The 24,407-nt window shown below is 50.1% G+C and carries 27 protein-coding genes, 1 riboswitch and 1 other annotated feature; of the genes, 10 read left to right on the top strand and 17 right to left on the bottom strand.

Annotated elements, in window-relative coordinates:
* The first annotated feature begins 19 nt into the window (after positions 1 to 19).
* From NF212_RS11935 to rnd, 5 genes are all read left to right on the top strand, one after another.
* A complete protein-coding gene (locus NF212_RS11935) occupies positions 20 to 307 on the top strand; it encodes a chromosome segregation ATPase (protein WP_434355889.1) in 288 nt (95 codons plus the stop codon).
* Between the two features lie 54 nt (positions 308 to 361).
* On the top strand, positions 362 to 910 hold the full coding sequence (locus NF212_RS11930; protein ID WP_434355887.1) for a Slp family lipoprotein: 549 nt from the start codon (positions 362 to 364) through the stop codon (positions 908 to 910).
* A 36-nt stretch (positions 911 to 946) separates the two neighbouring features.
* Entirely contained in the window at positions 947 to 1,810 is an 864-nt protein-coding gene (locus tag NF212_RS11925) for an alpha/beta fold hydrolase (RefSeq protein WP_434355885.1), read from the top strand.
* Positions 1,811 to 1,928: 118 nt separating this feature from the next.
* A complete protein-coding gene (fadD, locus tag NF212_RS11920) occupies positions 1,929 to 3,620 on the top strand; it encodes a long-chain-fatty-acid--CoA ligase FadD (protein ID WP_434355883.1) in 1,692 nt (563 codons plus the stop codon).
* Between the two features lie 163 nt (positions 3,621 to 3,783).
* Positions 3,784 to 4,905, top strand: coding sequence for a ribonuclease D (gene rnd, locus NF212_RS11915; RefSeq protein ID WP_434355881.1), 1,122 nt, complete (start codon positions 3,784 to 3,786; stop codon positions 4,903 to 4,905).
* 68 nt (positions 4,906 to 4,973) lie between these two features.
* Here the strand turns inward: rnd and minE are convergent, their stop codons facing one another.
* Genes minE through minC form a run of 3 tightly spaced genes read right to left on the bottom strand, consistent with a single transcriptional unit; the run spans position 4,974 to position 6,733 of the window.
* Complete coding sequence (gene minE, locus NF212_RS11910) at positions 4,974 to 5,234, bottom strand: cell division topological specificity factor MinE (RefSeq protein ID WP_434355879.1); 261 nt, start codon at positions 5,232 to 5,234, stop codon at positions 4,974 to 4,976.
* 1 nt (position 5,235) lies between these two features.
* The gene (gene minD, locus NF212_RS11905) at positions 5,236 to 6,048 is read right to left on the bottom strand and encodes a septum site-determining protein MinD (RefSeq protein ID WP_434355877.1); all 813 of its coding nucleotides are present in this window, start codon (positions 6,046 to 6,048) and stop codon (positions 5,236 to 5,238) included.
* A 22-nt stretch (positions 6,049 to 6,070) separates the two neighbouring features.
* Positions 6,071 to 6,733: a septum site-determining protein MinC gene (gene minC / locus NF212_RS11900; RefSeq protein ID WP_434355875.1), complete on the bottom strand. Its 663-nt coding sequence runs from the start codon at positions 6,731 to 6,733 to the stop codon at positions 6,071 to 6,073.
* Between minC and NF212_RS11895 the strand changes: the two genes are divergently transcribed.
* The 3 genes from NF212_RS11895 to NF212_RS11885 all read left to right on the top strand — a co-directional run bounded on the left by NF212_RS11895 (position 6,732) and on the right by NF212_RS11885 (position 8,297).
* The gene (locus NF212_RS11895) at positions 6,732 to 6,857 is read left to right on the top strand and encodes a hypothetical protein (RefSeq protein ID WP_434355873.1); all 126 of its coding nucleotides are present in this window, start codon (positions 6,732 to 6,734) and stop codon (positions 6,855 to 6,857) included. The two genes, minC and NF212_RS11895, sit on opposite strands and share 2 nt — an antisense overlap.
* Positions 6,858 to 6,958: 101 nt before the next feature.
* Positions 6,959 to 7,237, top strand: a complete 279-nt coding sequence (locus NF212_RS11890; protein ID WP_434355871.1) for a YcgL domain-containing protein — start codon at positions 6,959 to 6,961, stop codon at positions 7,235 to 7,237.
* Between the two features lie 88 nt (positions 7,238 to 7,325).
* Positions 7,326 to 8,297 (top strand): lytic murein transglycosylase, encoded by a 972-nt coding sequence (locus NF212_RS11885; protein WP_434355869.1) that lies wholly within the window; start codon positions 7,326 to 7,328, stop codon positions 8,295 to 8,297.
* Between the two features lie 57 nt (positions 8,298 to 8,354).
* Here NF212_RS11885 and NF212_RS11880 read toward each other — a convergent pair whose 3' ends face one another.
* Complete coding sequence (locus NF212_RS11880) at positions 8,355 to 8,753, bottom strand: H-NS family histone-like protein (protein ID WP_434360875.1); 399 nt, start codon at positions 8,751 to 8,753, stop codon at positions 8,355 to 8,357.
* A gap of 410 nt (positions 8,754 to 9,163) precedes the next feature.
* Positions 9,164 to 9,347, top strand: a riboswitch (Lysine riboswitch).
* An 85-nt stretch (positions 9,348 to 9,432) separates the two neighbouring features.
* Between NF212_RS11880 and NF212_RS11875 the strand changes: the two genes are divergently transcribed.
* Positions 9,433 to 11,022 (top strand): Na+/H+ antiporter NhaC family protein, encoded by a 1,590-nt coding sequence (locus tag NF212_RS11875; protein ID WP_434355867.1) that lies wholly within the window; start codon positions 9,433 to 9,435, stop codon positions 11,020 to 11,022.
* Between the two features lie 119 nt (positions 11,023 to 11,141).
* On the top strand, positions 11,142 to 11,720 hold the full coding sequence (locus NF212_RS11870; RefSeq protein WP_434355865.1) for a thymidine kinase: 579 nt from the start codon (positions 11,142 to 11,144) through the stop codon (positions 11,718 to 11,720).
* A gap of 140 nt (positions 11,721 to 11,860) precedes the next feature.
* On the opposite strand, the gene hisIE is transcribed toward NF212_RS11870, so the two are convergent.
* From hisIE to NF212_RS11805, 13 genes are all read right to left on the bottom strand, one after another.
* Positions 11,861 to 12,481 carry a bifunctional phosphoribosyl-AMP cyclohydrolase/phosphoribosyl-ATP diphosphatase HisIE gene (gene hisIE, locus NF212_RS11865; RefSeq protein WP_434355863.1) on the bottom strand — a complete coding sequence of 207 codons (621 nt, stop codon included), beginning with the start codon at positions 12,479 to 12,481 and terminating at the stop codon, positions 11,861 to 11,863.
* On the bottom strand, positions 12,478 to 13,251 hold the full coding sequence (hisF, locus tag NF212_RS11860) for an imidazole glycerol phosphate synthase subunit HisF (protein ID WP_434355861.1): 774 nt from the start codon (positions 13,249 to 13,251) through the stop codon (positions 12,478 to 12,480). The genes hisIE and hisF overlap by 4 nt, the downstream gene beginning before the upstream one ends.
* Positions 13,233 to 13,970, bottom strand: a complete 738-nt coding sequence (gene hisA, locus NF212_RS11855) for a 1-(5-phosphoribosyl)-5-[(5-phosphoribosylamino)methylideneamino]imidazole-4-carboxamide isomerase (RefSeq protein WP_434355859.1) — start codon at positions 13,968 to 13,970, stop codon at positions 13,233 to 13,235. The genes hisF and hisA overlap by 19 nt, the downstream gene beginning before the upstream one ends.
* A gap of 8 nt (positions 13,971 to 13,978) precedes the next feature.
* A complete protein-coding gene (hisH, locus tag NF212_RS11850; protein WP_434355857.1) occupies positions 13,979 to 14,575 on the bottom strand; it encodes an imidazole glycerol phosphate synthase subunit HisH in 597 nt (198 codons plus the stop codon).
* Positions 14,575 to 15,645: a bifunctional histidinol-phosphatase/imidazoleglycerol-phosphate dehydratase HisB gene (gene hisB / locus NF212_RS11845; protein WP_434355855.1), complete on the bottom strand. Its 1,071-nt coding sequence runs from the start codon at positions 15,643 to 15,645 to the stop codon at positions 14,575 to 14,577. The genes hisH and hisB overlap by 1 nt, the downstream gene beginning before the upstream one ends.
* Positions 15,646 to 15,669: 24 nt before the next feature.
* Positions 15,670 to 16,716 carry a histidinol-phosphate transaminase gene (gene hisC / locus NF212_RS11840; RefSeq protein WP_434355853.1) on the bottom strand — a complete coding sequence of 349 codons (1,047 nt, stop codon included), beginning with the start codon at positions 16,714 to 16,716 and terminating at the stop codon, positions 15,670 to 15,672.
* Between the two features lies 1 nt (position 16,717).
* Positions 16,718 to 18,013 (bottom strand): histidinol dehydrogenase, encoded by a 1,296-nt coding sequence (gene hisD, locus NF212_RS11835; RefSeq protein WP_434355851.1) that lies wholly within the window; start codon positions 18,011 to 18,013, stop codon positions 16,718 to 16,720.
* Between the two features lie 4 nt (positions 18,014 to 18,017).
* The gene (gene hisG, locus NF212_RS11830; RefSeq protein ID WP_434355849.1) at positions 18,018 to 18,923 is read right to left on the bottom strand and encodes an ATP phosphoribosyltransferase; all 906 of its coding nucleotides are present in this window, start codon (positions 18,921 to 18,923) and stop codon (positions 18,018 to 18,020) included.
* Between the two features lie 19 nt (positions 18,924 to 18,942).
* Positions 18,943 to 19,080 (bottom strand) — a sequence feature (His leader region).
* A 301-nt stretch (positions 19,081 to 19,381) separates the two neighbouring features.
* Positions 19,382 to 19,555, bottom strand: coding sequence for a hypothetical protein (locus NF212_RS11825; protein WP_434355847.1), 174 nt, complete (start codon positions 19,553 to 19,555; stop codon positions 19,382 to 19,384).
* Positions 19,556 to 19,616: 61 nt separating this feature from the next.
* The gene (locus NF212_RS11820; protein WP_434355845.1) at positions 19,617 to 20,339 is read right to left on the bottom strand and encodes a glutamine amidotransferase-related protein; all 723 of its coding nucleotides are present in this window, start codon (positions 20,337 to 20,339) and stop codon (positions 19,617 to 19,619) included.
* 11 nt (positions 20,340 to 20,350) lie between these two features.
* Positions 20,351 to 21,514, bottom strand: a complete 1,164-nt coding sequence (locus tag NF212_RS11815) for an iron-containing alcohol dehydrogenase (RefSeq protein WP_434355843.1) — start codon at positions 21,512 to 21,514, stop codon at positions 20,351 to 20,353.
* An 11-nt stretch (positions 21,515 to 21,525) separates the two neighbouring features.
* A complete protein-coding gene (locus NF212_RS11810; protein ID WP_434355841.1) occupies positions 21,526 to 22,926 on the bottom strand; it encodes an aldehyde dehydrogenase family protein in 1,401 nt (466 codons plus the stop codon).
* A 16-nt stretch (positions 22,927 to 22,942) separates the two neighbouring features.
* On the bottom strand, positions 22,943 to 24,310 hold the full coding sequence (locus tag NF212_RS11805; protein ID WP_434355839.1) for a glutamine synthetase family protein: 1,368 nt from the start codon (positions 24,308 to 24,310) through the stop codon (positions 22,943 to 22,945).
* Positions 24,311 to 24,407: the final 97 nt, after the last annotated feature.

Raw genomic sequence — 24,407 nt, 5'->3', positions numbered from 1 at the left:
GGAGCCGGAAGGATATCCCATGGTGCGGATACAGGGATTGCCAGCGCAGGTCAACCGACCTTCGCTGAACAAAAAGAAATCCCCAAACACGGACGATGCGCAATCAGCGCCGCAACCCTCAGAGGTCGCGGCGGCTGTCGCCCGTGGTATCCGCAATCCTGAAATGGCCGGTGAAGCCCATGCCCAAGTCCACTATGATTTGCCTGATGGAAAAAGTCGCCAGGCCCTCAGCGAATACCTTTCTGTCATGAACCAACAAAAGCGGGACGAACTCATCGCAATGTTTGGTGTCGATATCTTTGTCTGACGAATAAATCCCGCGTCTTCGTTGTCAGGCAAATTTCCGAGTAAGGAGAACAAGATGGCTAGGTTTATCGTGGCTGTGCTGATGGCTTTTTTTGTGGTAGGCTGCGCGACCGTTCCGGAGAGTATCAAGGGAACGGACGAAGAGGTGCTTTCAGATTACACAATGGTTAAAGCCGGTGGTGAAGCGCTGAAAGGCAAAGAAATTCGGCTGGGTGGTGTCATTGCTTCAGTACAAAACCTGAAGGATAACTCGGTTATTGAAGTGGTTTCTTTTCCGCTTACCAGCGGAGCAAGGCCTAACCCGGATGCTGATGCCCAGGGCCGCTTCCTGGCAAACGTGAAAGGGTTCATTGATCCCGTACAATATGCCAAGGGACGGTTGATAACCGTTCTCGGTCACTATGCCGGAACCCAGGAAGGCAAAGTGGGGGAATACCGTTATACCTTCCCCGTGATTGACAGTACCGGAAGCCAGCTGTGGCGTGTCCAGCAGCGAATCATTATGGATGATATCAATTCCGGTTTAGGCTGCCCTTGGGGCGGCTGTATTGGGTTTGGCATTGGTGTATCAACCGGTCGGGTCCAGACAGTTATTACACCTTGAGCAGGTTCAACCTAAGAACAATTTCATACGGAATACATGGCAGAAAATATAGTTGTAAACCTGCCGGACGGTAAACTGGCCGTTCAGCGTTCGCTGGCTGAGCCGGATTCGCCCGTTCTGGTGTTGTTGCATGGTTGGCTGGATAATTCTGCCAGTTTCCAGACGCTCATGCCATTACTGGCAGGGCGATTTAATCTCTATGCGCCTGACTGGCCGGGGCACGGTCAGTCGTTCCACCGTGCAGAAGGCCATTTCCAGACTTTTCAGGATTATGCCGATGTGTTGCATCAGTTTGTACTGACGCTGCAGCGGCCGGTGTTCCTTGTCGGCCATTCTCTCGGTGGCATGGTGGCATCCTGTTATGCCGGAGCTTTCCCTGAAAACATTGCCGGCTTTATTGCCATAGAGGCATTAGGGCCTCTGTCGGAACCGGCAGAAGGGGCGGCAACCCGGTTAAGAGCGGGGCTTCACAGCCGGGTGAAGTACCGTAATACGGCAAAACGGATACTCAGAGATGAACAACAGGCCCTGAAACTTCGCCGCAAAGGTTCAGGCCTGACGGATGGCCAACTTATGCCCATGGTGACCCGCTCACTGGAAACCGGTGTTGAAGGGTTGGTCTGGCGGCATGACAGCCGTCTTAAAGCGGTTTCTCCTTATCGCATGGATGATGGACAGGCGAGGGCTTTCGTAGAAGCTATTTGCTGTCCGGTACTCGCGATTCTCGGTACTGAGGGCTATCCTCAGCTTCGGGGCGTGCAGGGACAAGCACGTCACAGCTGGTTTCGGGATCTGACACTGGTCAAGGTTAATGGCGGGCACCACTGCCATATGGACAGTCCGGATGCAGTAGCAACCCAGATAATTCAGTTTGTGACAGAAATTCAAACACGCGATTAAAACTGTTGTGTTAATCGCATGTTAAATATAATGTACATATTGTCAAACGCTTGTTTGAAGTATTAACCCTAGCGCTCTCAAAGCGGGCCAGGCCCGTGAATTAAACAGGAGAATCCTCGTGGAGAAGGTTTGGCTTGACCGATACCCTTCGGATGTCCCAGCGGAAATCAATCCGGATATGTATTCATCACTGGTCGACATGTTTGAAAAGTCTGTCCAGAAGTATGCGGATCAGACTGCATTTATCAACATGGGTCAGGTAATGACCTTCCGCAAGCTGGAAGAGCGTTCTCGTGCATTCGCTGCCTATTTGCAAAATTCACTGAAGCTGAAGAAAGGCGACCGTGTAGCAGTGATGATGCCAAACCTGCTGCAATACCCAATCGCTATTTTCGGTATTCTGCGAGCGGGCTGTATTGTGGTTAACGTTAACCCGCTGTATACCCCGCGCGAACTGGAACACCAACTGAATGACTCCGGTGCCAAGGCCATCGTTATCGTTTCAAACTTTGCCCATACCCTTGAGAAGGTGGTAAAGAACACCGGTGTCCAACATGTGGTTCTGACCAGTCTCGGTGACCAATTGCCTCGCGCCAAAGGTACGCTGGTTAACTTTGTGGTGAAGTACATCAAGAAGATGGTACCCAAGTACCACTTGCCGGATGCTACCTCCATGCGCCTTGCACTACGCAAAGGCCGCCGGATGCAATACGTGAAGCCGTTTATCAACCCTGAAGATACGGCATTCCTGCAATATACCGGCGGTACAACGGGCCTTGCGAAAGGGGCTGAGTTGACCCATCGCAACATGGTTGCCAACGTCATGCAGGCCAAAGGCATGTATGGCCCGGTGCTGGCTGAAGGGCGCGAAATGATCGTGACGGCACTGCCGCTATACCACGTGTTTGCCCTGACCGTAAACTGCCTGCTGATTCTTGAGCTGGGTGGACAGAACCTGCTGATCACCAACCCACGTGATATCCCTGGCTTTGTTAAGGAACTGCAGAAATATCCTTTCACTGCGCTGACCGGTGTAAACACCCTGTTCAATGCACTGCTGAACAACGAAGATTTCCACGAGCTGGATTTCTCCAACCTGCGCCTGACAGTGGGTGGTGGTATGGCTGTACAGCGTGCAGTGGCTGAACGCTGGTTTAAACTGACAGGCAAGCACCTTATGGAAGGTTACGGCCTGACGGAGTGTTCGCCGCTGGTGGCTGCATACCCTTACGATACCGTTGAATACAATGGTTCGATTGGTCTGCCGGTCCCATCAACTGAAGTCCGTATTGTTGACGATGAAGGCAGCCCTCTGGGCAAAGACGGCATTGGCGAACTTCAGGTGCGTGGTCCACAGGTCATGCAGGGATACTGGCAGCGTCCAGAGGCAACCAGTGAAGTACTGACCGAAGATGGCTGGCTGTCTACCGGCGATATCGTCAAATTCGATGAGCATGGCTTCCTGCATATTGTTGACCGTAAGAAAGACATGATCCTGGTTTCCGGTTTCAACGTGTATCCAAATGAAATCGAAGACGTTGTCGCCATGCATGACAAGGTGCTGGAAGTAGCGGCTATTGGTGAACCACACGAAGTATCCGGCGAAGTGGTAAAAGTGTGCGTGGTTAAAAAAGACCAGTCACTGACCAAAGATGAGTTGCTGGCGCACTGCCGTAAGCACCTGACCGGCTACAAGGTTCCTAAGCTGGTGGAGTTCCGTGAAGACCTGCCAAAGACCAACGTAGGAAAAATCCTCCGCCGTGCGCTACGCGAAGAGTGCAAAGCGGACAAAGAAACTGCCAACGTGTAATTGCCGCTCCACAGATTTAGCGGGGTGCACCAAAGCAGAATTCCCGTTAAACTAACCCAAAGTCATTGCCGGCCGAGTGCCGGCATTTTTATTAGAGCATGTTGGTTTGTGCTGTCCGGCAAGATGAAATTCAGACCGGCATACCTCGGAGAAGAGATAGATAGTGAATTACGAAATAGTGACCTCAGCAGAACGCCTGGCAGAGATTTGCCAGGCTGCCCGGCAGGTTGAAGCGGTCATGCTGGATACCGAGTTTGTTCGAACCCGCACTCTTTATCCGAAACTGGGACTGGTCCAGTTGTTTGACGGCGAAACGCTGGCGTTAATAGACCCTTTTGAAATCGAAGATATGTCTTCACTTTGGGCGCTGCTGGCGGACGAAAGCGTAATGAAGGTGTTGCACTCGTGCAGCGAGGATCTGGAAGTCTTTCTTCATCACAGTGGAGAGTTGCCTTCTTCCATTGTTGATACTCAAATTCTGGCCGCTTTCCTTGGCCACGGTGTGTCAACCGGATTTGCAGCTTTGGTTGATAACTATCTGGGCGTCACGCTGGATAAAGGAGAATCTCGTACAGACTGGTGTGCCCGTCCGCTGACTGACAGCCAACTGAACTATGCGGCAGCAGATGTCCACTATCTGGCTCCGTTGTACGCAGCCCTGAAAGAGAAAGTACAACAGGCTGGTTGGTGGGATGCCGCGCTGGAAGAATCACGGAACATGGTGGATAAAAAGCGTAAGAAGCCTGACCCGGAAAAAGCATACCTGGATGTGAAAAATGCCTGGCAGCTTCGGCCTCGTCAGCTTGCGGTGTTAAAGTCTCTGGCTGCATGGCGTTTGAAAGAAGCCCAAAAGCGCGATCTTGCCCTGAACTTTGTAGTTAAGGATCTAAACCTTTGGAAGATGGCCCGGTTCAATATCCAGACCAAACGCCAGATGCAGGAGCAGGGCTTTGACCGTAAGGAAATCGATATCCACGGCAATACCCTGATTAAGCTTACCGCTGTAGCCATTAAAAGTGATGAAGCTGATCTGCCTCAGAAGATTGACCGAATTGTTGACCTGCCTGGCTACAAGAGCCTGATGGCAGTTATGAAAGAGAAGGTCACTGCCGTTGCCGAAGAAACAGGATTACCTCCGGAACTGCTGGGCTCTAAGAAAATGCTCAACCGCGTGATCCGATGGCATTTCGATAAGCCTGAAGAGGCAGACAAACTGCCGGTTATGATGGACGGTTGGCGGGCACCGCTTCTTGCCGATAAACTCAAAGCCGCCTTGGCTGCCTGACAGACGCATCACATATAAAAAGCCCCAGGCAGCCATGCTGCCTGGGGCTTTTTAATATCTACAGGATATTATTTGTCTTCTGGCAGGGTGACATTCAGTTCGAGCACCGAAAGGTCATCATCACGTTGTTCAAGCGTTACCGAGACCTGCTCCGGCCCGATTTCAACATACTTACGGATTACGTCCAGAATATCCTGCTTCATTTGTGGCAGGTAGGAAGGTTCCGGGCTGTCCTTCTGGCGACGCTCTGCAACGATGATTTGCAGGCGCTCCTTCGCAATGTTGGCTGATGTCTTTTTCTTAGTTTTAAAAAACTCTAAGAGTGCCATTTTATCCTCCGAACAAGCGTTTAAAGAATCCTTTCTTCTCTTCCTCCAGGAAGCGGAACGGGCGGTCTTCACCCAACAAGCGGGCTACTGCATCCGCATATGCCTGACCGGCGTCAGACTCTTTGTCCAGGATAACCGGCTCCCCTTTGTTTGAGGCATTCAGCACAGACTGGCTTTCCGGAATGACCCCCAACAGGGAAATACGCAAAATCTCTTCTACATCAGTTACGTTCAGCATATCCCCATTTGTAACCCGGCTTGGATTGTAGCGGGTCAGCAACAAGTGCTGTTTTACAGCTGGCAGGCCATTTTCTGCACGTAGTGACTTTGAATCCAGGATACCAAGGATGCGGTCAGAGTCGCGAACTGAAGAGACTTCAGGGTTAGTGGTGATGATTGCTTCATCGGCATAATACAGTGCCATGAGTGCACCGGTCTCGATGCCGGCTGGCGAGTCGCAGATAATGAAATCGAATTCCATCGCCTTAAGTTCATCCAGCACCCGGCCTACACCTTCTTTGGTCAGGGCATCTTTATCACGTGTCTGAGAGGCAGGAAGAATAAAGAGGTTTTCGACTCGCTTGTCCTTGATAAGTGCCTGATGCAGGTTTGCTTCGCCCTGGATTACATTGACGAAGTCATAGACGACCCTGCGTTCGCAGCCCATGATTAAATCGAGGTTACGTAAGCCAATGTCAAAATCGATAACGGCAACTTTGCTGCCGGTCAGTGCAAGGCCAGTTGCGATGGCTGCACTGGTTGTGGTTTTACCGACGCCACCTTTACCAGAGGTTACAACGATAATTCGTGCCATGTATGTTTCCTTATTTCACGTTCTACAACGCGAGATGACTGATACGTAACGTGTCTTCTTCCAATGACACGATAACTGGCTTACGTACAAACTCGCTGGGAATATTATCACTTAACCAATATTGCCCGGAGATTGAGACCAATTCGGCTTCAATATCCTGGCAAATAATCTGTGCTTCAGTCTGACCATTGGCTCCGGCGATCGCACGGCCACGCAGTACACCATATATGTGGATACTGCCGTCAGAGATAACCTCGGCACCCGCGCTGACATGGTTCAGGATCACAAGGTCCCGGTTTTTAGCGTAAATTTGCTGGCCAGAGCGGACAGGATTACGCACCACCATTGCAGGAAGATTCTGAGGGGTTGAAGGTGCCGCACTTTTTGCAGCATTCATGATCGCCAAACCTTCGGCTAACGCTTTCTGGCGTTGAGTGTCATCTTTACATCCTGTGATACCGACAATAACCATGCCATTAGAATTAATGCAGGTTTTCAGTTCTGCAAAGTCCAATGACTCAGACACATCTGAAATATCGACTACAACGGGAGCGTGCTTAAAAAAAGAAGGGGCTTTTAGGACTTTATCCGCTAATGTTGTTCCAAGTACATCGAGATCCGCATTATGCAATCGTAAAACGGAGAGGGTAAAACTACTGCCTTTGAGTTCGGCGGTTTTTGTCATGATGGAGATCCAGAAGGGAAAAAACGACCCTGAAAACGTTAGCACACTGAATATGGCATGGTATATTCTGAAACCGGAAGGGGCAAGCGATCAGGCAACTTATGATGGTTTTCTGACCTCATAAATTTGAACATGGAAAATATGTCATAGTTCGGGCATGTTTCCATGAACAAATGAGTATATTTGTTGTCCCTTGAAATGGATATTAAGAGGTGTTGAAGAGCAATGTTTTGTGCAGTTTATCGCAGCCCCAAAAAAGATGGGATGTATCTCTACATTCGTAACCGAGATGATTTTTCAGATGTTCCTGATGCTTTATTGACCACTTTTGGTAAACCTCAATTTGCACTGCTTGTGAATTTAGCGAAAAGGGAAAAGCTGGCGATTGTCGATATTGAAAAGGTGAAGGCCAGTTTAGAGCAAGATGGTTATTTCCTGCAGTTGCCACCACCGCCTGATGCTGGATTGGCAAACATAAGGGATAAAAATACCAAGCTTTATTGATAGATTGCATATTTTATGAATGGCAGTGTTTCTAAATATCAACAATTGTTGCCATTCATGTCGCTCAACAAGGAGTTTTAATCCCCCGATGAAATGTAAACGTTTTGGGTATTTAGTGTTTCTGGTTGGCATGGCATCTTCCAGTTTTACATATGCAGGGAGTTCCTTTGACGAATATGTTTCAGGAATTAGAAAAGAGGCGCAAGAAAAAGGCATAAGTGAAAGAATTCTCAATAGTGCTTTTGCAGACGTCGAATATCATAAGAAAGCCGTTGTTGCTGATAAAAACCAACCTGAAAAACGTCTCACACTTGATGATTATTTAGTCAAGGCACTACCTGCGTGGAAAGTTAAGCGTGCTCAGTCAATGTATGAAAAACACTATACCGAACTTAAACGTATCGGCGATTTATATGGTGTTCAACCACGCTTTATAGTTGCTCTGTGGGGTATTGAAAGTAATTTCGGCCGGTTGATGGGGCGTTACAATGTCGTCGAAGCCCTTACTACGCTAGCCTATGAAGGGCGTCGTGAAGCCTTTTTCCGAAATGAAGTTTTCTCTGCATTGACTATTCTTGAGCAAGGGCATATTACGCCTGAAAAAATGAAAGGCTCTTGGGCAGGAGCAATGGGGCAATGTCAGTTTATGCCCAGCTCGTACTTAAATTATGCTGCTGACGGAAACGGTGATGGGATTAAGGATATTTGGGGTACAGAATCTGATGTGTTTGCTTCCGCCGCCAATTATCTGAAAAGCTTTGGTTGGGACGATACCTATACATGGGGCCGTCAGGTTAAGTTGATCAAGCCTATCAATAACACGTTGACTGGATTGGATAAAAATAAAGCAAAGTCATTGAAAGAATGGGAAGCATTGGGGGTTCGTCGTTTAGGGAATCGTGCATTACCAGATGTGGATATTCAGGCTTGGCTAATTCAACCAGATGATGGAAAAGGACGGAGCTATTTAGTTTACAATAACTACCAAGTGCTAATGCGTTGGAACCGCTCTCACTACTTTGCGTTGGCGGTCAGTCACCTTGCAGATAAACTGAAATAACAAAATCAAAGACATAAAAAAAGCCTCATGATGAGGCTTTTTTATGCAAGGTGTTAATTACAGCAGGAAGTCATCAACTGACTGGCCGTTTTCAACAGCTTGTGCGATTGCTTTTGGCATACGACCCTGACCAGTCCAAGTCTTTTCTTTACCGTCGAGGTCAATGTACTTGTATTTAGCAGGGCGAGCAGCGCGCTTAGCTTTTGGCTTAGCACCACCCAGAGCAGCCATCAGTTCTTCAGGATCAATACCGTCACTTACCAGCATTTCACGATATTTTTCCAGCTTCTCAAGACGTGCTTGTTCTTCAGCTTGTTTCTCTGATTCTTCTTCTTCACGCTCACTAACTACAGTTTGCAGTTTCTGCAGAGCTTCTTGAAGTTGTTCCAGATCCAGTTCACGAGCAGCAGCACGAAGGCTACGAATGTTCAGCAATACTTTCAGGGCGTCAGACATCATCTTTATCCTGTTACTTTCAAATGGTATTAATATGAGTTGAATATTAGCAGACTTAATTTTATAGGCAATATCTAAACGCTAAATTTATGTAAATAATTTAATCTGGGTTTAAAAACATTTCTCAGCAGCCAATAAATATTCATCAATATATATTGTATGGGTATTGAGGCAGTCCTGTATTATCTATTCTGTTTTTTGTTGCAACAAACTTACAGATCCCTTTCTTATATTCGGCTACGTTCAATTACTAAATACGTCGCTCGGTTCCAGATAAAGATGAACTCTGAAGTGCTGGTATTAATTCTGCTGATGATTTGTGGCTTATGTAGACTGATTGTCTATAGATCAACCTTTTTTCGGACTTTCACGTTGCAAAGTTGTTTTTGTTACGTAGAATGAACTCACCTTCGCGATGTAGAGGTTGCGCCATTTATCAGTAGCAGGTTGTAGGGTGATTCCGAAGACGACTTGTGAAAGGAACTGGCGCCGAAGTTGAATGCAGCTAATCAGGCGGTTCAGCTGGGGTTGTCCCTAATAGGGCCAACACTGCCATAGTATCTGTTTATTACACTATGGAGCGCTACTGTAGGGATAGGTCTAGCTTTTCCGCTTGCCCAATTTCCACCTTCCGGTTCTGCAGTAGATCTCCAACCTAGATAGGGTTGAAATCGAGATCATGAGCATGTTAGCTGATTTTTCACAGTCCGCGGTGTCGTTGCTACCGCCCATCGTTGCATTGGGGATGGCTATTATTAGCCGCCGGGTGCTGCTTTCTTTAGGCCTTGGTATATTGCTGGGCGCCATCTTACTCAATGATTTCTCTCTGGGTAATACGGCAGACTATATATTTACCGCTGTAAGTGGCCTTTTCTGGGAAGAGGGCGGTATTAATGCTGGAAATATGAGTATCCTTGCGTTTCTGGTTCTGTTGGGAATGACGACGGCACTGTTGACGCTTTCTGGCGGTACGGCTGCATTTGCTGAGTGGGCACAAAAGCACATTCGCACTAAGCGTGGTGCAAAATTACTGGCAGCATTCCTGGGTGTGTTCATTTTCGTCGATGACTATTTTAACAGCCTGGCAGTCGGATCCATATCGCGCCCTGTAACCGACCGCTTCCATATCTCACGTGCCAAGCTGGCTTATATTCTTGATTCTACTGCGGCTCCAATGTGTGTCATCATGCCGGCATCAAGCTGGGGTGCATATATTATTACTGTGATCAGTGGAATTCTGGTTTCCCATGGCATTACTGAATATACACCGCTAGGTGCGTTCATGACGCTGGTTCCAATGAACCTGTATGCAATCTTTGCCCTGCTTCTTGTTTTTGCTGTTGCATGGTTCCAGATGGATATCGGCCCGATGCGCCGCCATGAAATGCAAGCTGCACATTGTGCTGATGAAAAAGACGCTATGACCCCGTCTTTGGAAGATGAACTAGAGATCAATGAAAGCGAGCACGGTCGGGTATCTGACCTGATTATGCCAATCGTTGTCCTGGTGGTAGCGACTATTGGTGCCATGTTGTTTACCGGCTACCAATCCCTTGCTGAGGCAGGCAAACCTTTTGACCTACTAGGGGCATTTGAAAATACCGTTGTAGGTACCTCCCTTTGTTATGGTGGCCTGATTGGCCTTGCGTCTGCGCTTTATACGGTTTTTCGCCAGCGCCTTCCTGCCACAGATATTTCAAATACCTTATGGATCGGTGCCAAGTCCATGTTTGGTGCTATTCTCATCCTGTTGTTTGCATGGACTATTGGCGGCATCATCGGTGATATGAAGACTGGCCAGTACCTCTCGCACATGGCGCAGGCTGCGGATGTGAACCCACACTACCTGCCGGCGATCCTCTTTACTATTTCGGCAGTCATGGCGTTTTCTACCGGCACATCCTGGGGCACGTTCGGTATTATGTTGCCAATCGCCGGTGATATGGCGGCAGCAACAGAAATTGCGTTGATTCTTCCAATGTTGGGAGCAGTACTTGCTGGCGCTGTATTTGGCGACCACTGTTCCCCGATATCGGACACAACTATCCTGTCTTCTACCGGTGCGCGTTGCAGCCACATTGACCACGTGTCTACGCAGTTGCCATACGCACTCGCCGGTGCAGTGATTTCCGCGGTGGGTTATCTGGTAATCGGTTTGACAGAATCGTTGCTGATTGGCTTCATGGCAGCGTTTGTCATGTTTATTGTTGTGATCCTGAGTTTCATGTGGCTGTCTCGCCGTCCAAACAAGCAGATCCAACGAGCCTGATTAACTGCATAAAAACAAAATGTTTCCTGTGCCCCGTCTCCGTACGGGGCATTTTCTTTCTTGAATTCCCTTCCGTTTTTTGTAGGATTCTGGACAGTTATTTCTAAAAGGGGTGCCAGATGGCCCAGCTGTACTTTTATTACTCTGCGATGAATGCAGGTAAGTCCACTACCTTGCTCCAATCGGCTTTTAACTACGAAGAGCGTGGAATGAAGCCGTTGATTTTTACCGCTGCGATTGATGACCGTTACGGCAAAGGAAAGGTCAGTTCCCGAATTGGCCTGTCTGCAGAGGCTCATCTGTTTACGCCGGAATCCGATCTATTTGTCCAAATTTCTGAGTTGCACAAGAGTGAAAAAGCGCATTGCGTAATGGTTGACGAGTGCCAGTTCCTTAATAAGGAACAGGTTTACCAACTGAGTGAAGTAGTAGATAAACTGAATGTCCCTGTGTTGTGCTACGGACTTCGTACTGATTTCCTCGGGGAACTTTTCCCTGGCTCCAGATATCTGCTTGCGTGGGCTGATAAGCTCATTGAATTAAAAACCATCTGCCACTGTGGACGTAAGGCCAATATGGTTATCCGTACTGATGAACACGGTAACGCAATTGCTGATGGGGACCAGGTCGTTATCGGCGGGAATGACAGGTATGTATCTGTTTGCCGGACCCACTACAAGGAAGCGCTTGGAAAGTAAAACCGGGACGGTTTGCGATAAGTGAAAAAGCCGAAGTCTTGAACTTCGGCTTTTATTAGCCGCGAGATGTGAGTTTAAGTGCCGGGAAGATTCAGTACGTTGGTTTTCCCACCACTCATAACTTGCCACTCGATTTCTAACTATTCTTTCGGCGTATGCCGCTCTTTCAGCTTCCCAATTACATCGTTCAGGGACAGACCCTGATCCTGAAGCAGGACCAGCAAGTGGTACATCAGATCGGCAGATTCGCTGATTACCTCCTCCTTGTCGCCCGCTGTCGCTGCGAGCGCAACTTCGACGCCTTCTTCACCAACCTTCTGCGCGATGCGCTTAGTGCCTTTCGCGTAAAGCCGGGCAGTGTAAGAGCTGTCTGGGTCGGCTGTTTTTCGGCTTGCCAGCAGTTGTTCCAATTGATGAAGAAACACCAGTGATGCCTCTGGTTGCGCGTCGGCATCAAAACAGGTGGTGGTGCCAGTGTGACAGGTTGGGCCAATGGGGTTAGCTTTGACAAGAAGGGTGTCATTGTCGCAGTCGAGCGCGATATTGCTAAGTTGCAGGACATTGCCGGATGTCTCCCCCTTTGTCCACAGTCGGCCTTTAGTGCGTGAATAGAAAGTGACCTGTTCGGTTTCCAGTGTCTTTGCCAGCGCATCCTGGTTCATGTAGCCGAGCATAAGCACCTGGCCGCTGCTGTTGTCCTGAACTACCGCAGGCACGAGTCCGCCTGTTTTTTCCCAATCAATACGTTCTGCCAGGCTCATAAGCGGATCTCCACATTCTGTTCTTTAAGGTACTGTTTAAGCGCGCCAATATTGATGATTTGCTTGTGGAAGACGGACGCTGCGAGAGCCCCGTCTACATTGGCTTGCTGGAATGCATCGGCAAAGTGAACCATCTCCCCGGCACCGCCGGACGCTATCAATGGCACCCGGCATTCGGCACGCACCATGTTGAGTTGGTCTAAGTCGTAGCCGTTTCGGACACCATCCTGATTCATCATGTTCAGGACGATTTCGCCCGCCCCGCGGGTTTGTACTTCCTTGACCCAGTCTACTGTTTCCCAACGTGTCGCTTTGGTACGGGTTTCATCACCGGTGAATTGGTAAACCTGGTATTTGCCGGTCTCTTTGTCGTAGTAGGAGTCGATACCGACAACAATACACTGTACGCCGAATCGCTCAGCCAGATCGGTAATAAGGGCTGGGTTGGCGAGGGCAGGCGAGTTAATGGATATTTTGTCTGCGCCGAATTCCAGAATGCGCTGGGCATCTGCGGCAGTTTTGATTCCACCTGCAACACAAAACGGGATGTCGATAACTTCAGCTACGCGTTGAACCCAGCTTTTATCGACCACCCTGCCATCACTGGAAGCAGTGATATCATAAAACACGAGCTCATCTGCCCCTTCTTCAGCATAGCGTTTAGCCAGTGGGACGATATCGCCGATAATTTCATGGTTCCGGAACTGGACGCCTTTTACCACCTGTCCATCACGAACATCGAGGCAGGGGATTATCCTTCTTGCCAACATGCGAATGCCTCCTTAGCGGTGAATTTGCCATCCAGCAGGGCCCGGCCGACGATTACGCCTGCAACACCAGTCCCTTTCAGTGCCTCAATGTCTGCCAGGCTGCCAATGCCACCGGATGACTGGAAATCTACTTGAGGGTAATCACGGCAGAGGTCGACATAGAGTTCCACATTTGAACCAGCGAGGGTGCCGTCTCGGGAGATGTCGGTGCACAATACATGTTTGAGTCCAACAGTCAGGAAATCTTCCAGCAGTGCTTCAATAGTGACTCCGGAATCTTCCTGCCAGCCAGATACGGCGACGTTGCGGCGGCCGTTTGCATCAATGTTGATATCCAGGGCCAGGACAATACGCTCCGGCCCGAATTTCTTCATCCAGCCTTTTACCGTTTCCGGATCCTTAACTGCTGTGGAACCCACAACAACCCGGGCTGCACCTGCATCCAGCAAGTCAGAAACATCCTTTTCTGTGCGGACACCTCCGCCAATCTGCACTTGTGCGGGAGTGGAATTGATAAGGCGGTTGATAACATCGAGCTGCCGGGCGTTGGTGTCCTTGGCTCCGGTCAGGTCAACAAGGTGGAGCCAGTTGGCTCCGGCGTTATGGTAGACCGCATACTGCTCTACGGCATCTACCTTATATTCAGTGACCTGGTCATAGTCTCCCTGAAACAGGCGGACTACTTGGCCATCAATGAGGTCGAGTGCTGGAATGATCATCTGTTTCCCTACATTTCCAGAAAGTTCTTAATCAGTTGTGCGCCGGCTTTACTTGAGCGTTCCGGGTGGAATTGCACACCGTAATAGTTACCGCTTTGCACTGCGGCACTGAATGGGTTGCCGTATTCGCAAGAAGCAATGGTGTACGTGCCTGTTGGCATCGCATAGCTGTGCACAAAATAGAAATGGCTGCCCGCCGGTATATCTTTAAAAAGAGGATGGTTACCTTGGGGGGTTACCTGGTTCCAGCCCATATGTGGCAGAGGAAGTTCCCCTGTTTCCATCAGGCGGGTGGCAGCCGGGACATGACCCAGACACGGTACAAGGTCTTTTCCTTCCGCCGAATCCTGACCAAGCAACTGCATACCCAGACAAATACCAAGCACCGGTTTGTCGATTTTCTTGACCAGATCAATGAGATCACGCTCTCGCAGGTTCTTCATTGCTTCCGTAGCAGTACCAACACCCGGCAGGAAAAGCTTGTCCGCAGCCAGTACCACATCCGGGTCCCGGCTTACGGTGACCGGGTAGCCTAGACGCTCAACAGCGAACCGAAGTGATGAGACGTTGGCACAACCGGTATCGATAATGACTATGTTATCCATCACAGCACTCCTTTACTGCTGGGCAGTTCATTCCCCTGTACCTGGATGGCCTGGCGAAGGGTACGGCCAAAGGCTTTAAACAAGCTTTCTACAACGTGGTGGGCGTTTTCACCGGTTGAAGACAGGTGCAACGTGCACGCGAGGGTATCTGTCAGGGAGCGGAAGAAATGCTCGACCATTTCTGTGGAGAGCTCCCCGACTTTGTCGCGGTCAAAGCTTGCTTCAAACTTCATGTAGGGGCGTCCGGAAAGATCAAGGGCACACTGTGCGAGGCATTCATCCATCGGCAGGCTGAACCCAAAACGGCCGATACCACGTTTGTCACCAAGGGCCTCACGCAAAGCCTGCCCTAAAGCCAGCGCAGTGTCTTCCACAGTGTGGTGGTCGTCGATATGAAGGTCGCCTTTCACACTTAACTGCATCTGGAAACCGCCGTGAGTCGCGATTTGGTCCAGCATATGGTCGAAAAAGCCGATACCGGTACTGATTGCGTTCCCACCGGTTTCATCGAGGTTCACGCGAACCTGAATGTCGGTTTCCTTGGTTTTTCGGCAAACTTCAGCGATACGTGGCTGTGTGGTGAGCTCCTTGACGATAGCCTGCCAGTCCAGCCCGGCGCGGTTGTACTGGATACCGTCAATGGCCATGTTTTCTGCCAGCTGGAGATCGGTTTTGCGGTCACCTATCACGTAGGAATTTTTGAAATCAACACGCCCCTGCTGGAGGTAAGGTTTTACCAGGCCCAATTTGGGCTTGCGGCAACTGCAATTATCCTCGTCAAAGTGCGGGCAGATAAGTACATCCTCAAATTTGACCCCCTGGCTTTCGAAGATCTCCATCATCATATTATGAGGGGCATCGAAATCTTGCTGAGGATAGCTGTCAGTACCCAGACCGTCCTGGTTGGTAACCATGACAAGTTTGTAACCTGCCTGCTGGAGTTCCAGCAGGGCAGGGACCACAAAGGGTTCCAGTTTCAGTTTATCCAGCCTGTCGACCTGAAAATCAATCGGCGGCTCTTCAATCAGGGTGCCATCACGGTCAATAAAAAGAATCTTTTCCTGGCTCACATCTACATCCTTATAGGCTTTTCTTTACGCCAGTTGCTGGCGAATAAAGGCTAATGTCTTTTCACACTCTTCCCGATTGCCAACGGAAATCCGGATACAACCATCTATGGGTGATTTTCTCAGAATAATGCCGTTATCCCACAACTTGGCAAACAGGCCATGTGCATCAGGGAAACGAACAAGCAGGTAATTACCGTATCCATCATAAACGGTTACCCCGTTAAGCATCCCCAGACCTGCCTGAAGGTAAGCACGGTTGGCATTGAGATCCAGCAGCTGGCATTTCATTCGTGCAAGCCCCTGTTCTGACAGTGCCTGGCAGGCAATTTCTGTCACAGGTACAGGTACCGGGTATGGGGCAATGACTTTCAGCATCAACTCAATGATCTGGTTATTGGCGATGGTGAAACCACAGCGCAGGCCCGCCAGGGCAAATGCTTTGGAGAGGGTGCGCAGAATGGCGAGATTCGGGTAACGGCTTAGAAGGCCGACAACCGACTCCTCCATGCAAAAGTCGATGTAGGCTTCATCTACGACAACAATGGCTTTACCTGCGGTCATTTCCAGCAACGCTTCGATATCCGAGCGTTTGAGAATATTCCCTGTTGGGTTATTGGGGCTGCAGACAAAAATGAGCTTTACGCCATCAAGTCGGTTACGAATCGTCTCCAGATCCAGCTGCCATTCTGCAGTGGAAGGTACGATAACCCGATCAACTCCGGTGGTTTCAGCACTGATGGCATACATGCCATAAGTGGGAGGACAGAACATAATTTTGTCCTCACCCGGCTCACAAAAAGTGCGGATGAGCAATTCAATGCTTTCATCTGCTCCGCGTGATGTCAGGACCTGCTCATTTTTGACGCCAGCATAACTGGCATAAGCGTGAATCAGGGCGTCCGGCTGGCAGGTGCTGTAGCGGTTAAGGCCACGGCCTGACACTTTGTATTCGTTGTCGAAAGGCGATTCATTGGCATTGAGCCAAACATCACCGCATCCGCCAAGGCGACGGGCTGACTGGTAAGGGGTCAGGGCTTGGACGTCTTTACGGGCTAAGCGCATTAAATCCATGTTATTTTTCCTCGTTAAGCTTACTGACCCGGATTGTGACGGCATTTCTGTGCGCGTCCAGTCCTTCTGCATTTGCCATGGCGACAACGGTTGGGGCGAGGGCTTTTAAACCTTCCGGCGTCAATTCCTGGACTGTCATTCGTTTGGAAAAATCAGCCAGCCCCAGGCTTGAATAAGTTCGGGTATAACCGTAAGTAGGTAACACATGGTTGGTACCGGAAGCATAGTCACCGACAGATTCAGGTGAATAGTGGCCAAGGAACACGGAACCTGCATTATCTAGCAACGGAAGCAGCTCACGAGGGTTACGGGTTTGGACTATCAGGTGTTCCGGACCATAGTAATTAGATATGGTGACACACTGGGTAAGGCTTTCTGCCACAATCAGCAGGCTGGACCCCAGGGCTTTTTCGGCAATGTCAGAACGGGATAGTTGATCCAGCTGTACCTGGATGGCATCGGCAACCAGTTCAGCCAATACCGCCGAAGGAGTAACCAAAACCACCTGAGAATCCGGGCCGTGCTCAGCCTGACTTAAAAGGTCAGCTGCAATAAAGTCCGCATTGGCGGTGTCATCGGCAATCACCAGTACTTCCGACGGGCCGGCCGGCATATCAATCGCTGCACCGGAAAAATCATTACTGACCTGACGTTTTGCCTCGGTGACATACGCGTTGCCAGGGCCAAAAATCTTGTCGACTTTGGTGACGGTTTCCGTACCGTAGGCCATGGCCGCAACTGCCTGGGCTCCGCCAGCATTGTAAACCTCATCAATGCCACACAGTTTTGCGACATACAGAATTTCGTCTGCGATCGGTGGCGGTGAGCACAACACCACACTGCGACAACCTGCGATTTGGGCTGGCACACCCAGCATCAGCACGGTTGACGGCAATGGTGCACTGCCGCCCGGAATATAGAGTCCGACTGAGCGGATAGGGCGGGTCGTCTGCTCGCACACCACACCTGGCATGGTCTCTACCTTCACCGGCTGAGGTTTCTGCGCTTTGTGGAAGGTGGCAATATTGGTGTAAGCCTGGTCCAGGGCTGCCTTGAGTTCCTCAGAGAGGCGTTCACCGGCAGCATCAATATCTTCCCGGCTGACACGAATGGATGCCGGGCGGATGCGGTCGAATTTCTCTGTCAGGTCAAGAAGCGCCTCATCCCCTCGAGCCCGGATCTCTTTGATGACGGCGTTAACTGAAGCAGTGATGCTTTCGCCGGAGGAAATTGCCGGGCGTTGCAGCAGGCTTTCTTGTTGCGCACTGCTTAATGAAGGCCAAACAACGGTTTTCATTGCCTTACTCCATCATTTTCTCGATTGGCAGCACCAGAATAGAACTGGCACCCAGGGATTTGAGTTTTTCCATGGTTTCCCAAAACAGGTTCTCAGAACTCACCATGTGGAGGGCAACACGGCTTTTGTCGTGTGCAAGAGGGAGAATAGTTGGATCTTCTGCGCCTGGCAGCAGGGAAACAATTTGCTCAAGAGTGTCTGTTGGGGCGTGCAACATGATGTACTTGGACTCACGAGCCTGGATGACACCCTGGATGCGGGTTAACAGACGTTCAATCAGTTCAGACTTTTCAGTTTCAAATTCGCCGTCACGCTGAATAAGGGCGGCTTTTGAGCGGAAAATAACCTCTGACTCTTTCAGGCCATTGGCCTCAAGGGTGGCACCGGTAGAAACCAAGTCACAGATGGCATCAGCAAGGCCTGCACGAGGTGCGACTTCCACAGAGCCGGTAAGCATACAGGTACTGAAGTTAATACCTTTTTCGTCGAAATAACGCTTGAGCAGGTTAGGGTAGGTGGTGGCGATACGTTTGCCTTCGAAATCTTCAGGGCCGCGATATTCTTCATCTTTATCGATGGCGATGGAGAGGCGGCAACCGCCAAAATCCAGACGGCGAAGAGTTTTGAATGCATTGGGGTTTCCTGCAGCCGCACGCTCTAAACGTTCTTCTTCCAGCACGTTTTCGCCAACCACACCGAGATCAACGACGCCGTCCATTACCAGACCCGGAATATCATCATCACGCACCAGAAGGAGGTCGATCGGCATGTTCTCTGAATGAACAATAAGGCGACCGCCGTTAACATTAAACTTAACACCGCAGCGCTTGAGGAGTTCGTAGCACTCCGTAGCAAGACGGCCTTTCTTCTGCATGGCGATACGAAGTCGTTGTGTTTGAACTGTTTGCATAATTTTTCCCTGTCCTAAAATCAAAAAACCCCCGGAAGTTGGCTCTTCCGAGGGTCTGTGTTCCATTTTGACTAATGACCGCTGGAAGAGCTTTTTGGCAGCCTTCCAGGTAAAACCATACCTCCCGAAAGACTACTCAGGATGATGGTGGTGATGGTGAATGGTCATTAGTGAAATATACATATAAATTCTTTTCGACTCTGTTTGTCTGATAGCGATCACACTAACAAAATGATGAGATATTGCAACACTCTTTTTAAGGAAAAATAAAAACTTTCACCGAATTGGCTGCCAACACGTAAAAAATGACACATCTTCCCCATTTGGAATGTGCCAGTCAGGACAAAAAAGCAGGGTTAAAAAAGGTCCGGACCGAGGTCAGGGAGTATCATTGTTGCTAAAGGGCCGGACCAGAAAAAGTGGGCTGTGAGGAACAGAACAAGGGGCTGTTAAAAAGCTCAGATATATATGTCCAAGATCTGCTTGGGATTTTTCTTTCGCTTTTTCTCATCCTGTACCGGTTGTTGTTCTTCCTGGTCCGGCGAAACACTTGCTTTACGCTGGTCAGGGCGGGCTTTATTTTCAGTTCGCCATGGCCTGACCTGAGTGGGTTTGTTTTCTTCGATTTTCATGATCGTTCCTCCACATCGACTTGATTAAAATATCGGCTGCGGAGGTTAAATCTTGAGCGTCTTACTCCTTGGTTCGTTTATTTGCCTGCCGGATAAAAGAGAGTATCCATCCGGTGACCAGATTTCCGTCGATATCCTCGTTAAGGGAGCGCATTCCCATTTCGATCACGTCGGGTGGGATAATGTCACGGCGCACATTCATCAGATCTTGAGAATATTGCTTACAGAATTCAGGGTGCCCCTGAATACCCAGCATCGTTTCTCCTATCTGCATCATCGCCGTTGGACAGAAGTTACTGCCAGCAAGAACCTGTGCATGCTCGGGCAGGGAAGAAATCTGATCCTTGTGGCTGACAAGTAGCTTGATTTCACCCTTTGCCGGTTGCATCCACGGTTTATTGTTGAAGATATGGGCGTAATGTACGCCCACACCCCAACCGACCGGTGCCAGTGTTACTTCACCACCGAGTGCCTTTGCCAGCATCTGGTGACCGAAACAAATCCCGACATAGGGGACTGCTTCCGATTTCAGCCGTCTGACGAACTGCTCAAGTGCCTGAATCCACGGATAGTCATCATTGACCCCATACTTACTGCCAGAGGTAATGTAGCCCTCACATTCATCCAATTGTTGTGGCAGTTCACCATCAATAACCCGGTAAAACTTAAGCTCACATTCGGGATCAACCCGGTTGAAATGTTCAGTGAACATTACCTCATAGCTTGAATGAACCTCTCTGAGAAGAGGGTTCACGTCATCGCATATGAGTATTCCTATTCGCATGCCTGTCCCCCTCACTGAGAGAGTTTTCCTTCAACAGAACGGATAAAGATCTGGCTGTATTCCGCTGCTGAAAAATGAATGGGGTTAGTCCCTGCGGTTGGATCGACTTCTGCCATTTTGCCTACAAGCTCAGCATCACCGATGGAAATACCGATTTCTGCAAGCGTGTTGGGAATCCCTAGGGACGAACGGAGATCGAGAACCCAGTTTAATACACTGTCAAAATCCGGTGCTTCCAGACCCAGGTATTGGCCAAGTGCTGCCATCTTCGCGGAAATTTCATCCCGGTTGGATACCATCACATAGGGCATCAGAATTGCGTTCAACAAACCATGGTGCTTGTCATAAAGGCCACCGAGGGTATGTGCCAGTGCATGCATTCCCCCAAGCCCCTTTTGGAACGCTGTTGCGCCCATGGATGAAGCAACAAGGAGTTGCGTCCGGGCTTCGATGTTTCCACCGTCGCTGTATGCGACAGGCAGGAAGTCCCGGATCAGACGGATCCCTTCCATGGCAATACCGTCAGCCATTGGGTGGTACCCGGGGGCACACAGCGCTTCCAGGTTATGTGACAGCGCATCCATCCCTGTGGCGGCGGTAATATGGGGTGGAAGTCCGGTGGTTACTTCCGGGTCCAGCAACACCTGTACCGGCAGCATCTGCGGGTGGAAGATTATCTTTTTGCTGTGGTTTGATGCATCGGTGATGACCGATGCCCGGCCCACCTCTGAGCCGGTTCCTGCCGTGGTTGGGATGGCAATCACCGGCGCAATGGCGCTGGGATCAGCGCGGGTCCAATTGTCCCCGATATCTTCAAAATCCCACACTGGGCGTGTTTGCCCGGCACACAGGGCGATGGCTTTTGCTGCATCCAGGCTAGAGCCTCCACCGAAGGCGATGACGCCGTCATGGTTTCCTGCATTGTATGCCAGTACGCCTGCTTCAACATTTTCCCCGGTCGGGTTGCCTTGGACATCGGAGAATACGGCAATGCCAAGTCCTTGCTTTTTGCAGTTTTCAACTGCCCCGGTAACCATTGGCAGTGACGCCAGTCCCGGATCTGTAACCAAAAGCGGTTTGGACATGCCCAGTGCTTCACAGTGGGATGGAAGCTCATTCAGACACCCTTGTCCGACGGTAATGGCTGTCGGGTAATTCCATTTGCCTGCTAACATGGTTCTACTCCTTAAGGGTGCTTGATGTGGTAGGACTTGGGTCGTGTCAGCATCTCGAAGCCGATTGATGACAGCGTACAGCCACGGCCAGAGTGTTTTACGCCAGTCCAGGCGAGTGCCGGGTCCAGATAATCACAGCGGTTGAGGAAGAACGTGCCGGTTTCGACTTTTTGGCCGAGTTCGACACCTTTTGCCTTGTCCTGGGTGAAAATACTGGCAGTAAGACCAAAATCACTGTCGTTCATCAGAGCAATAGCTTCTTCATCTGTTGACACTTTCTGGATGCCGACGACCGGGCCGAAGCTCTCTTCGGTCATAACCCGCATTGTGTGATCAACATTGGTCAGAATTTGTGGAGCCAGATAAGGGGTACCCTTCTGACTTGCCGGGAACAGGCTTTCGTCGATGTGGGCAACCGCCCCGGCAGCAACCGCTTCTTCAATCTGGCCGCGGACGAAGTCTGCCGCAGCAGTGCGGACAACCGGGCCCATCGTTGTTTCCGGGTTGTCCGGGGAACCCAGTTTGTATTGCTTTGTCAGGGCTACCGCTTTTTCTACAAATTCATCGTACCGGCTTTCATGCACATAGATGCGCTCAATACCACAGCAGGATTGGCCAGAGTTGAAAAATGCACCGTCCACAAGTGTTTCTACTGCATTATCGACATCGGCATCTGCACGGACATAGGACGGGTCTTTGCCACCAAGTTCAAGCCCAATCCCGATAAAACGGCCGGCAGCATTGCGTTCAACCATTGCACCTGCAGGGACAGAACCCGTAAAAGCGACATAGTTGACTTGCTCATTGCGGATTAATGCTTCAGTATTTTCATGGCTGACATGAAGGAACTGGAATACACCTTCCGGTAAACCTGCCGCGCTGAATGCATCAAAATAACGTTCTGCACAGAGTGGAGTCTGGGCTGAATGTTTCAAGATGACGCAGTTGCCAGCCAGTAATGAAGGAATTATCGCGTTGATTGCTGTCATGTATGGGTAGTTCCATGGGGCGATAACCAATACGTTCCCCACTGGCTCCCTGGTTATATATCGGGTGAATCCGTCTTTTTCGGGCAACTCGATAGGGGCGAGCGCATCATCGGCGATACTGATCATGTATCGTCCGCGCTCGGCAACCCCATTCACTTCACCGCCTGTGTAGGCGATCGGGCGGCCCATCATCCAGGTCAGCTCCTCGGCGATCTGGTCTTTTTTGGCAATAAATGCATCAATAGCTGCACTGCAGATAGCTTTGCGCTCTTCAAGGGATTTTGCCCGCCATCCAGCCTGTGCTTTTGTGGCGTTATCTAAAACCCGCTGGATCTCATTCTGGCCAGCCAGCTCCAGGCTGACATACACAGATCCGTCGACGGGCGAAATCGTATTCTGCATAGCAGTGTTTTTGGTAGACATCTGTTATGGCTCCAAATCAGATAATTTCGAAGTAACGGTCCAGCTCCCAGCTGGTTACGGCTTTACGGAATTCACGTTCTTCCCACTCTCGGGAGGCGGCAAAGTGCTCAACAAATGCATCACCGAAGACTTCCCGTGCATGTTGAGACTGGCGCAGGCGCTGGGCCGCTTCCCACAACGTTGGTGGCAGGCTGAGCTCATTCGGGTGTTTCATATCGTACGCGTTGCCTTCTACTGGCTCACCGGGTTCCCATTCATTGAGGATGCCGCAAAGGCCCGATCCGAGTGCAGCAGCAAGTGCCAGGTAGGGGTTTGCATCAGCCGCGCCAATGCGGTATTCAACCCGCTGGCTCTTTTCTGAACCGGGAATAACACGCAGGGATACCGTACGGTTTTCAACACCCCAGGTAGCATGGGTTGGTGCCCAGAAGCCGGGGATCATGCGGCGGTATGCATTGATGGTGGGAGCTACCATCGCCAGCACTTCCGGCATCATTCTTTGCAGGCCGGCAACAAAATGGCGCTGGGTTTTGCTCATGTTGTGTGGTTGGGACGGGTCATGGAACGCTGTGCTGCCGTCTTTGTTACGCAGGGAAATATGGATATGTCCACTCTGGCCGGGACAGTCGTTGCTCCACTTGGCCATAAAGGTTGCCATCAGGTCATTTCGCTGGGCAAGGACCTTGGTAAAGGTCTTGAACAGGGCGCCTTTGTCGGCTGCGCTCAGTGCATCATCAACGGCTAACGCAGCTTCAACGACACCCGGTCCTGTTTCGGTGTGGATCCCCTCGATTGGGAAGTCCATTTGCTCACTCATTTCCAGCAGCTTTTGGTAAAGCCCGGAATGGACAGAGCTGCGGATCATTGAATACCCGAACCAGTCCGGTGTGATTGGGTCAAGGTTACGGAAGCCTTTCTCACGGACACTTTTGGGTGTTTCATTAAAGACAAAAAATTCGTATTCAAGGGCTGCGAAGGCATCAAAGCCAAGCTCGTCAAACTTTTTGAGTACGCGACGGAGTGCGCCCCGGGGGCATACTGTTTCAGCTTCACCGGTAAATTCTGCAATAAACAGCAACATACCTTCTTCTTCCAGTACATCGCGGCAGGTTTCCGGCAGAATTCGGCAGGGGGCATCGGGATAGCCGGTATGCCAGCCGGTAAACTCTGCATTATCATAAAGCTGGTCTTTTGAATCCCAGCCAAGTACAACATCACAGAAAGCAAAGCCGCTGTCTAACGATGATAAAAACTTGTCTTTCGACATGTACTTGCCGCGCATAATACCGTCGTTGTCAAACAGTCCAACCTTAATGTGGGTCAGTCCTCTCTCGGTCACAATGCGCTTGGCGTCTTCAATCGTTTTGACTTCCCTGGCGTCCATGATTGCGCTCCATATTCAATTTGGGGCCGGAATTCCGGGCCTAAAGTTGGGTAAACAAGGGGCAGTGCATGCTGCCCCGTTTGTTTTGTTACATCTT

The sequence above is a fragment of the Parasalinivibrio latis genome (assembly GCF_036825535.1).
Classification (GTDB): domain Bacteria; phylum Pseudomonadota; class Gammaproteobacteria; order Enterobacterales; family Vibrionaceae; genus Parasalinivibrio; species Parasalinivibrio latis.
Note: the sequence above shows the minus strand (reverse complement) of the source record. Positions and strands in the feature narration are given on the sequence as shown.

Coding starts and splice junctions, on each gene's coding strand:
- NF212_RS11935 (WP_434355889.1), top strand. CDS start 20: ATGGTGCGGATACAGGGATTGCCAGCGCAGGTCAACCGACCTTCGCTG.
- NF212_RS11930 (WP_434355887.1), top strand. CDS start 362: ATGGCTAGGTTTATCGTGGCTGTGCTGATGGCTTTTTTTGTGGTAGGC.
- NF212_RS11925 (WP_434355885.1), top strand. CDS start 947: ATGGCAGAAAATATAGTTGTAAACCTGCCGGACGGTAAACTGGCCGTT.
- minE (WP_434355879.1), bottom strand. CDS start 5,234: ATGGCACTCTTAGAGTTTTTTAAAACTAAGAAAAAGACATCAGCCAAC.
- minD (WP_434355877.1), bottom strand. CDS start 6,048: ATGGCACGAATTATCGTTGTAACCTCTGGTAAAGGTGGCGTCGGTAAA.
- NF212_RS11895 (WP_434355873.1), top strand. CDS start 6,732: ATGATGGAGATCCAGAAGGGAAAAAACGACCCTGAAAACGTTAGCACA.
- minC (WP_434355875.1), bottom strand. CDS start 6,733: ATGACAAAAACCGCCGAACTCAAAGGCAGTAGTTTTACCCTCTCCGTT.
- NF212_RS11890 (WP_434355871.1), top strand. CDS start 6,959: ATGTTTTGTGCAGTTTATCGCAGCCCCAAAAAAGATGGGATGTATCTC.
- NF212_RS11885 (WP_434355869.1), top strand. CDS start 7,326: ATGAAATGTAAACGTTTTGGGTATTTAGTGTTTCTGGTTGGCATGGCA.
- NF212_RS11880 (WP_434360875.1), bottom strand. CDS start 8,753: ATGTCTGACGCCCTGAAAGTATTGCTGAACATTCGTAGCCTTCGTGCT.
- NF212_RS11875 (WP_434355867.1), top strand. CDS start 9,433: ATGAGCATGTTAGCTGATTTTTCACAGTCCGCGGTGTCGTTGCTACCG.
- NF212_RS11870 (WP_434355865.1), top strand. CDS start 11,142: ATGGCCCAGCTGTACTTTTATTACTCTGCGATGAATGCAGGTAAGTCC.
- hisIE (WP_434355863.1), bottom strand. CDS start 12,481: ATGAGCCTGGCAGAACGTATTGATTGGGAAAAAACAGGCGGACTCGTG.
- hisF (WP_434355861.1), bottom strand. CDS start 13,251: ATGTTGGCAAGAAGGATAATCCCCTGCCTCGATGTTCGTGATGGACAG.
- hisA (WP_434355859.1), bottom strand. CDS start 13,970: ATGATCATTCCAGCACTCGACCTCATTGATGGCCAAGTAGTCCGCCTG.
- hisH (WP_434355857.1), bottom strand. CDS start 14,575: ATGGATAACATAGTCATTATCGATACCGGTTGTGCCAACGTCTCATCA.
- hisC (WP_434355853.1), bottom strand. CDS start 16,716: ATGGATTTAATGCGCTTAGCCCGTAAAGACGTCCAAGCCCTGACCCCT.
- hisD (WP_434355851.1), bottom strand. CDS start 18,013: ATGAAAACCGTTGTTTGGCCTTCATTAAGCAGTGCGCAACAAGAAAGC.
- hisG (WP_434355849.1), bottom strand. CDS start 18,923: ATGCAAACAGTTCAAACACAACGACTTCGTATCGCCATGCAGAAGAAA.
- NF212_RS11825 (WP_434355847.1), bottom strand. CDS start 19,555: ATGAAAATCGAAGAAAACAAACCCACTCAGGTCAGGCCATGGCGAACT.
- NF212_RS11820 (WP_434355845.1), bottom strand. CDS start 20,339: ATGCGAATAGGAATACTCATATGCGATGACGTGAACCCTCTTCTCAGA.
- NF212_RS11815 (WP_434355843.1), bottom strand. CDS start 21,514: ATGTTAGCAGGCAAATGGAATTACCCGACAGCCATTACCGTCGGACAA.
- NF212_RS11810 (WP_434355841.1), bottom strand. CDS start 22,926: ATGTCTACCAAAAACACTGCTATGCAGAATACGATTTCGCCCGTCGAC.
- NF212_RS11805 (WP_434355839.1), bottom strand. CDS start 24,310: ATGGACGCCAGGGAAGTCAAAACGATTGAAGACGCCAAGCGCATTGTG.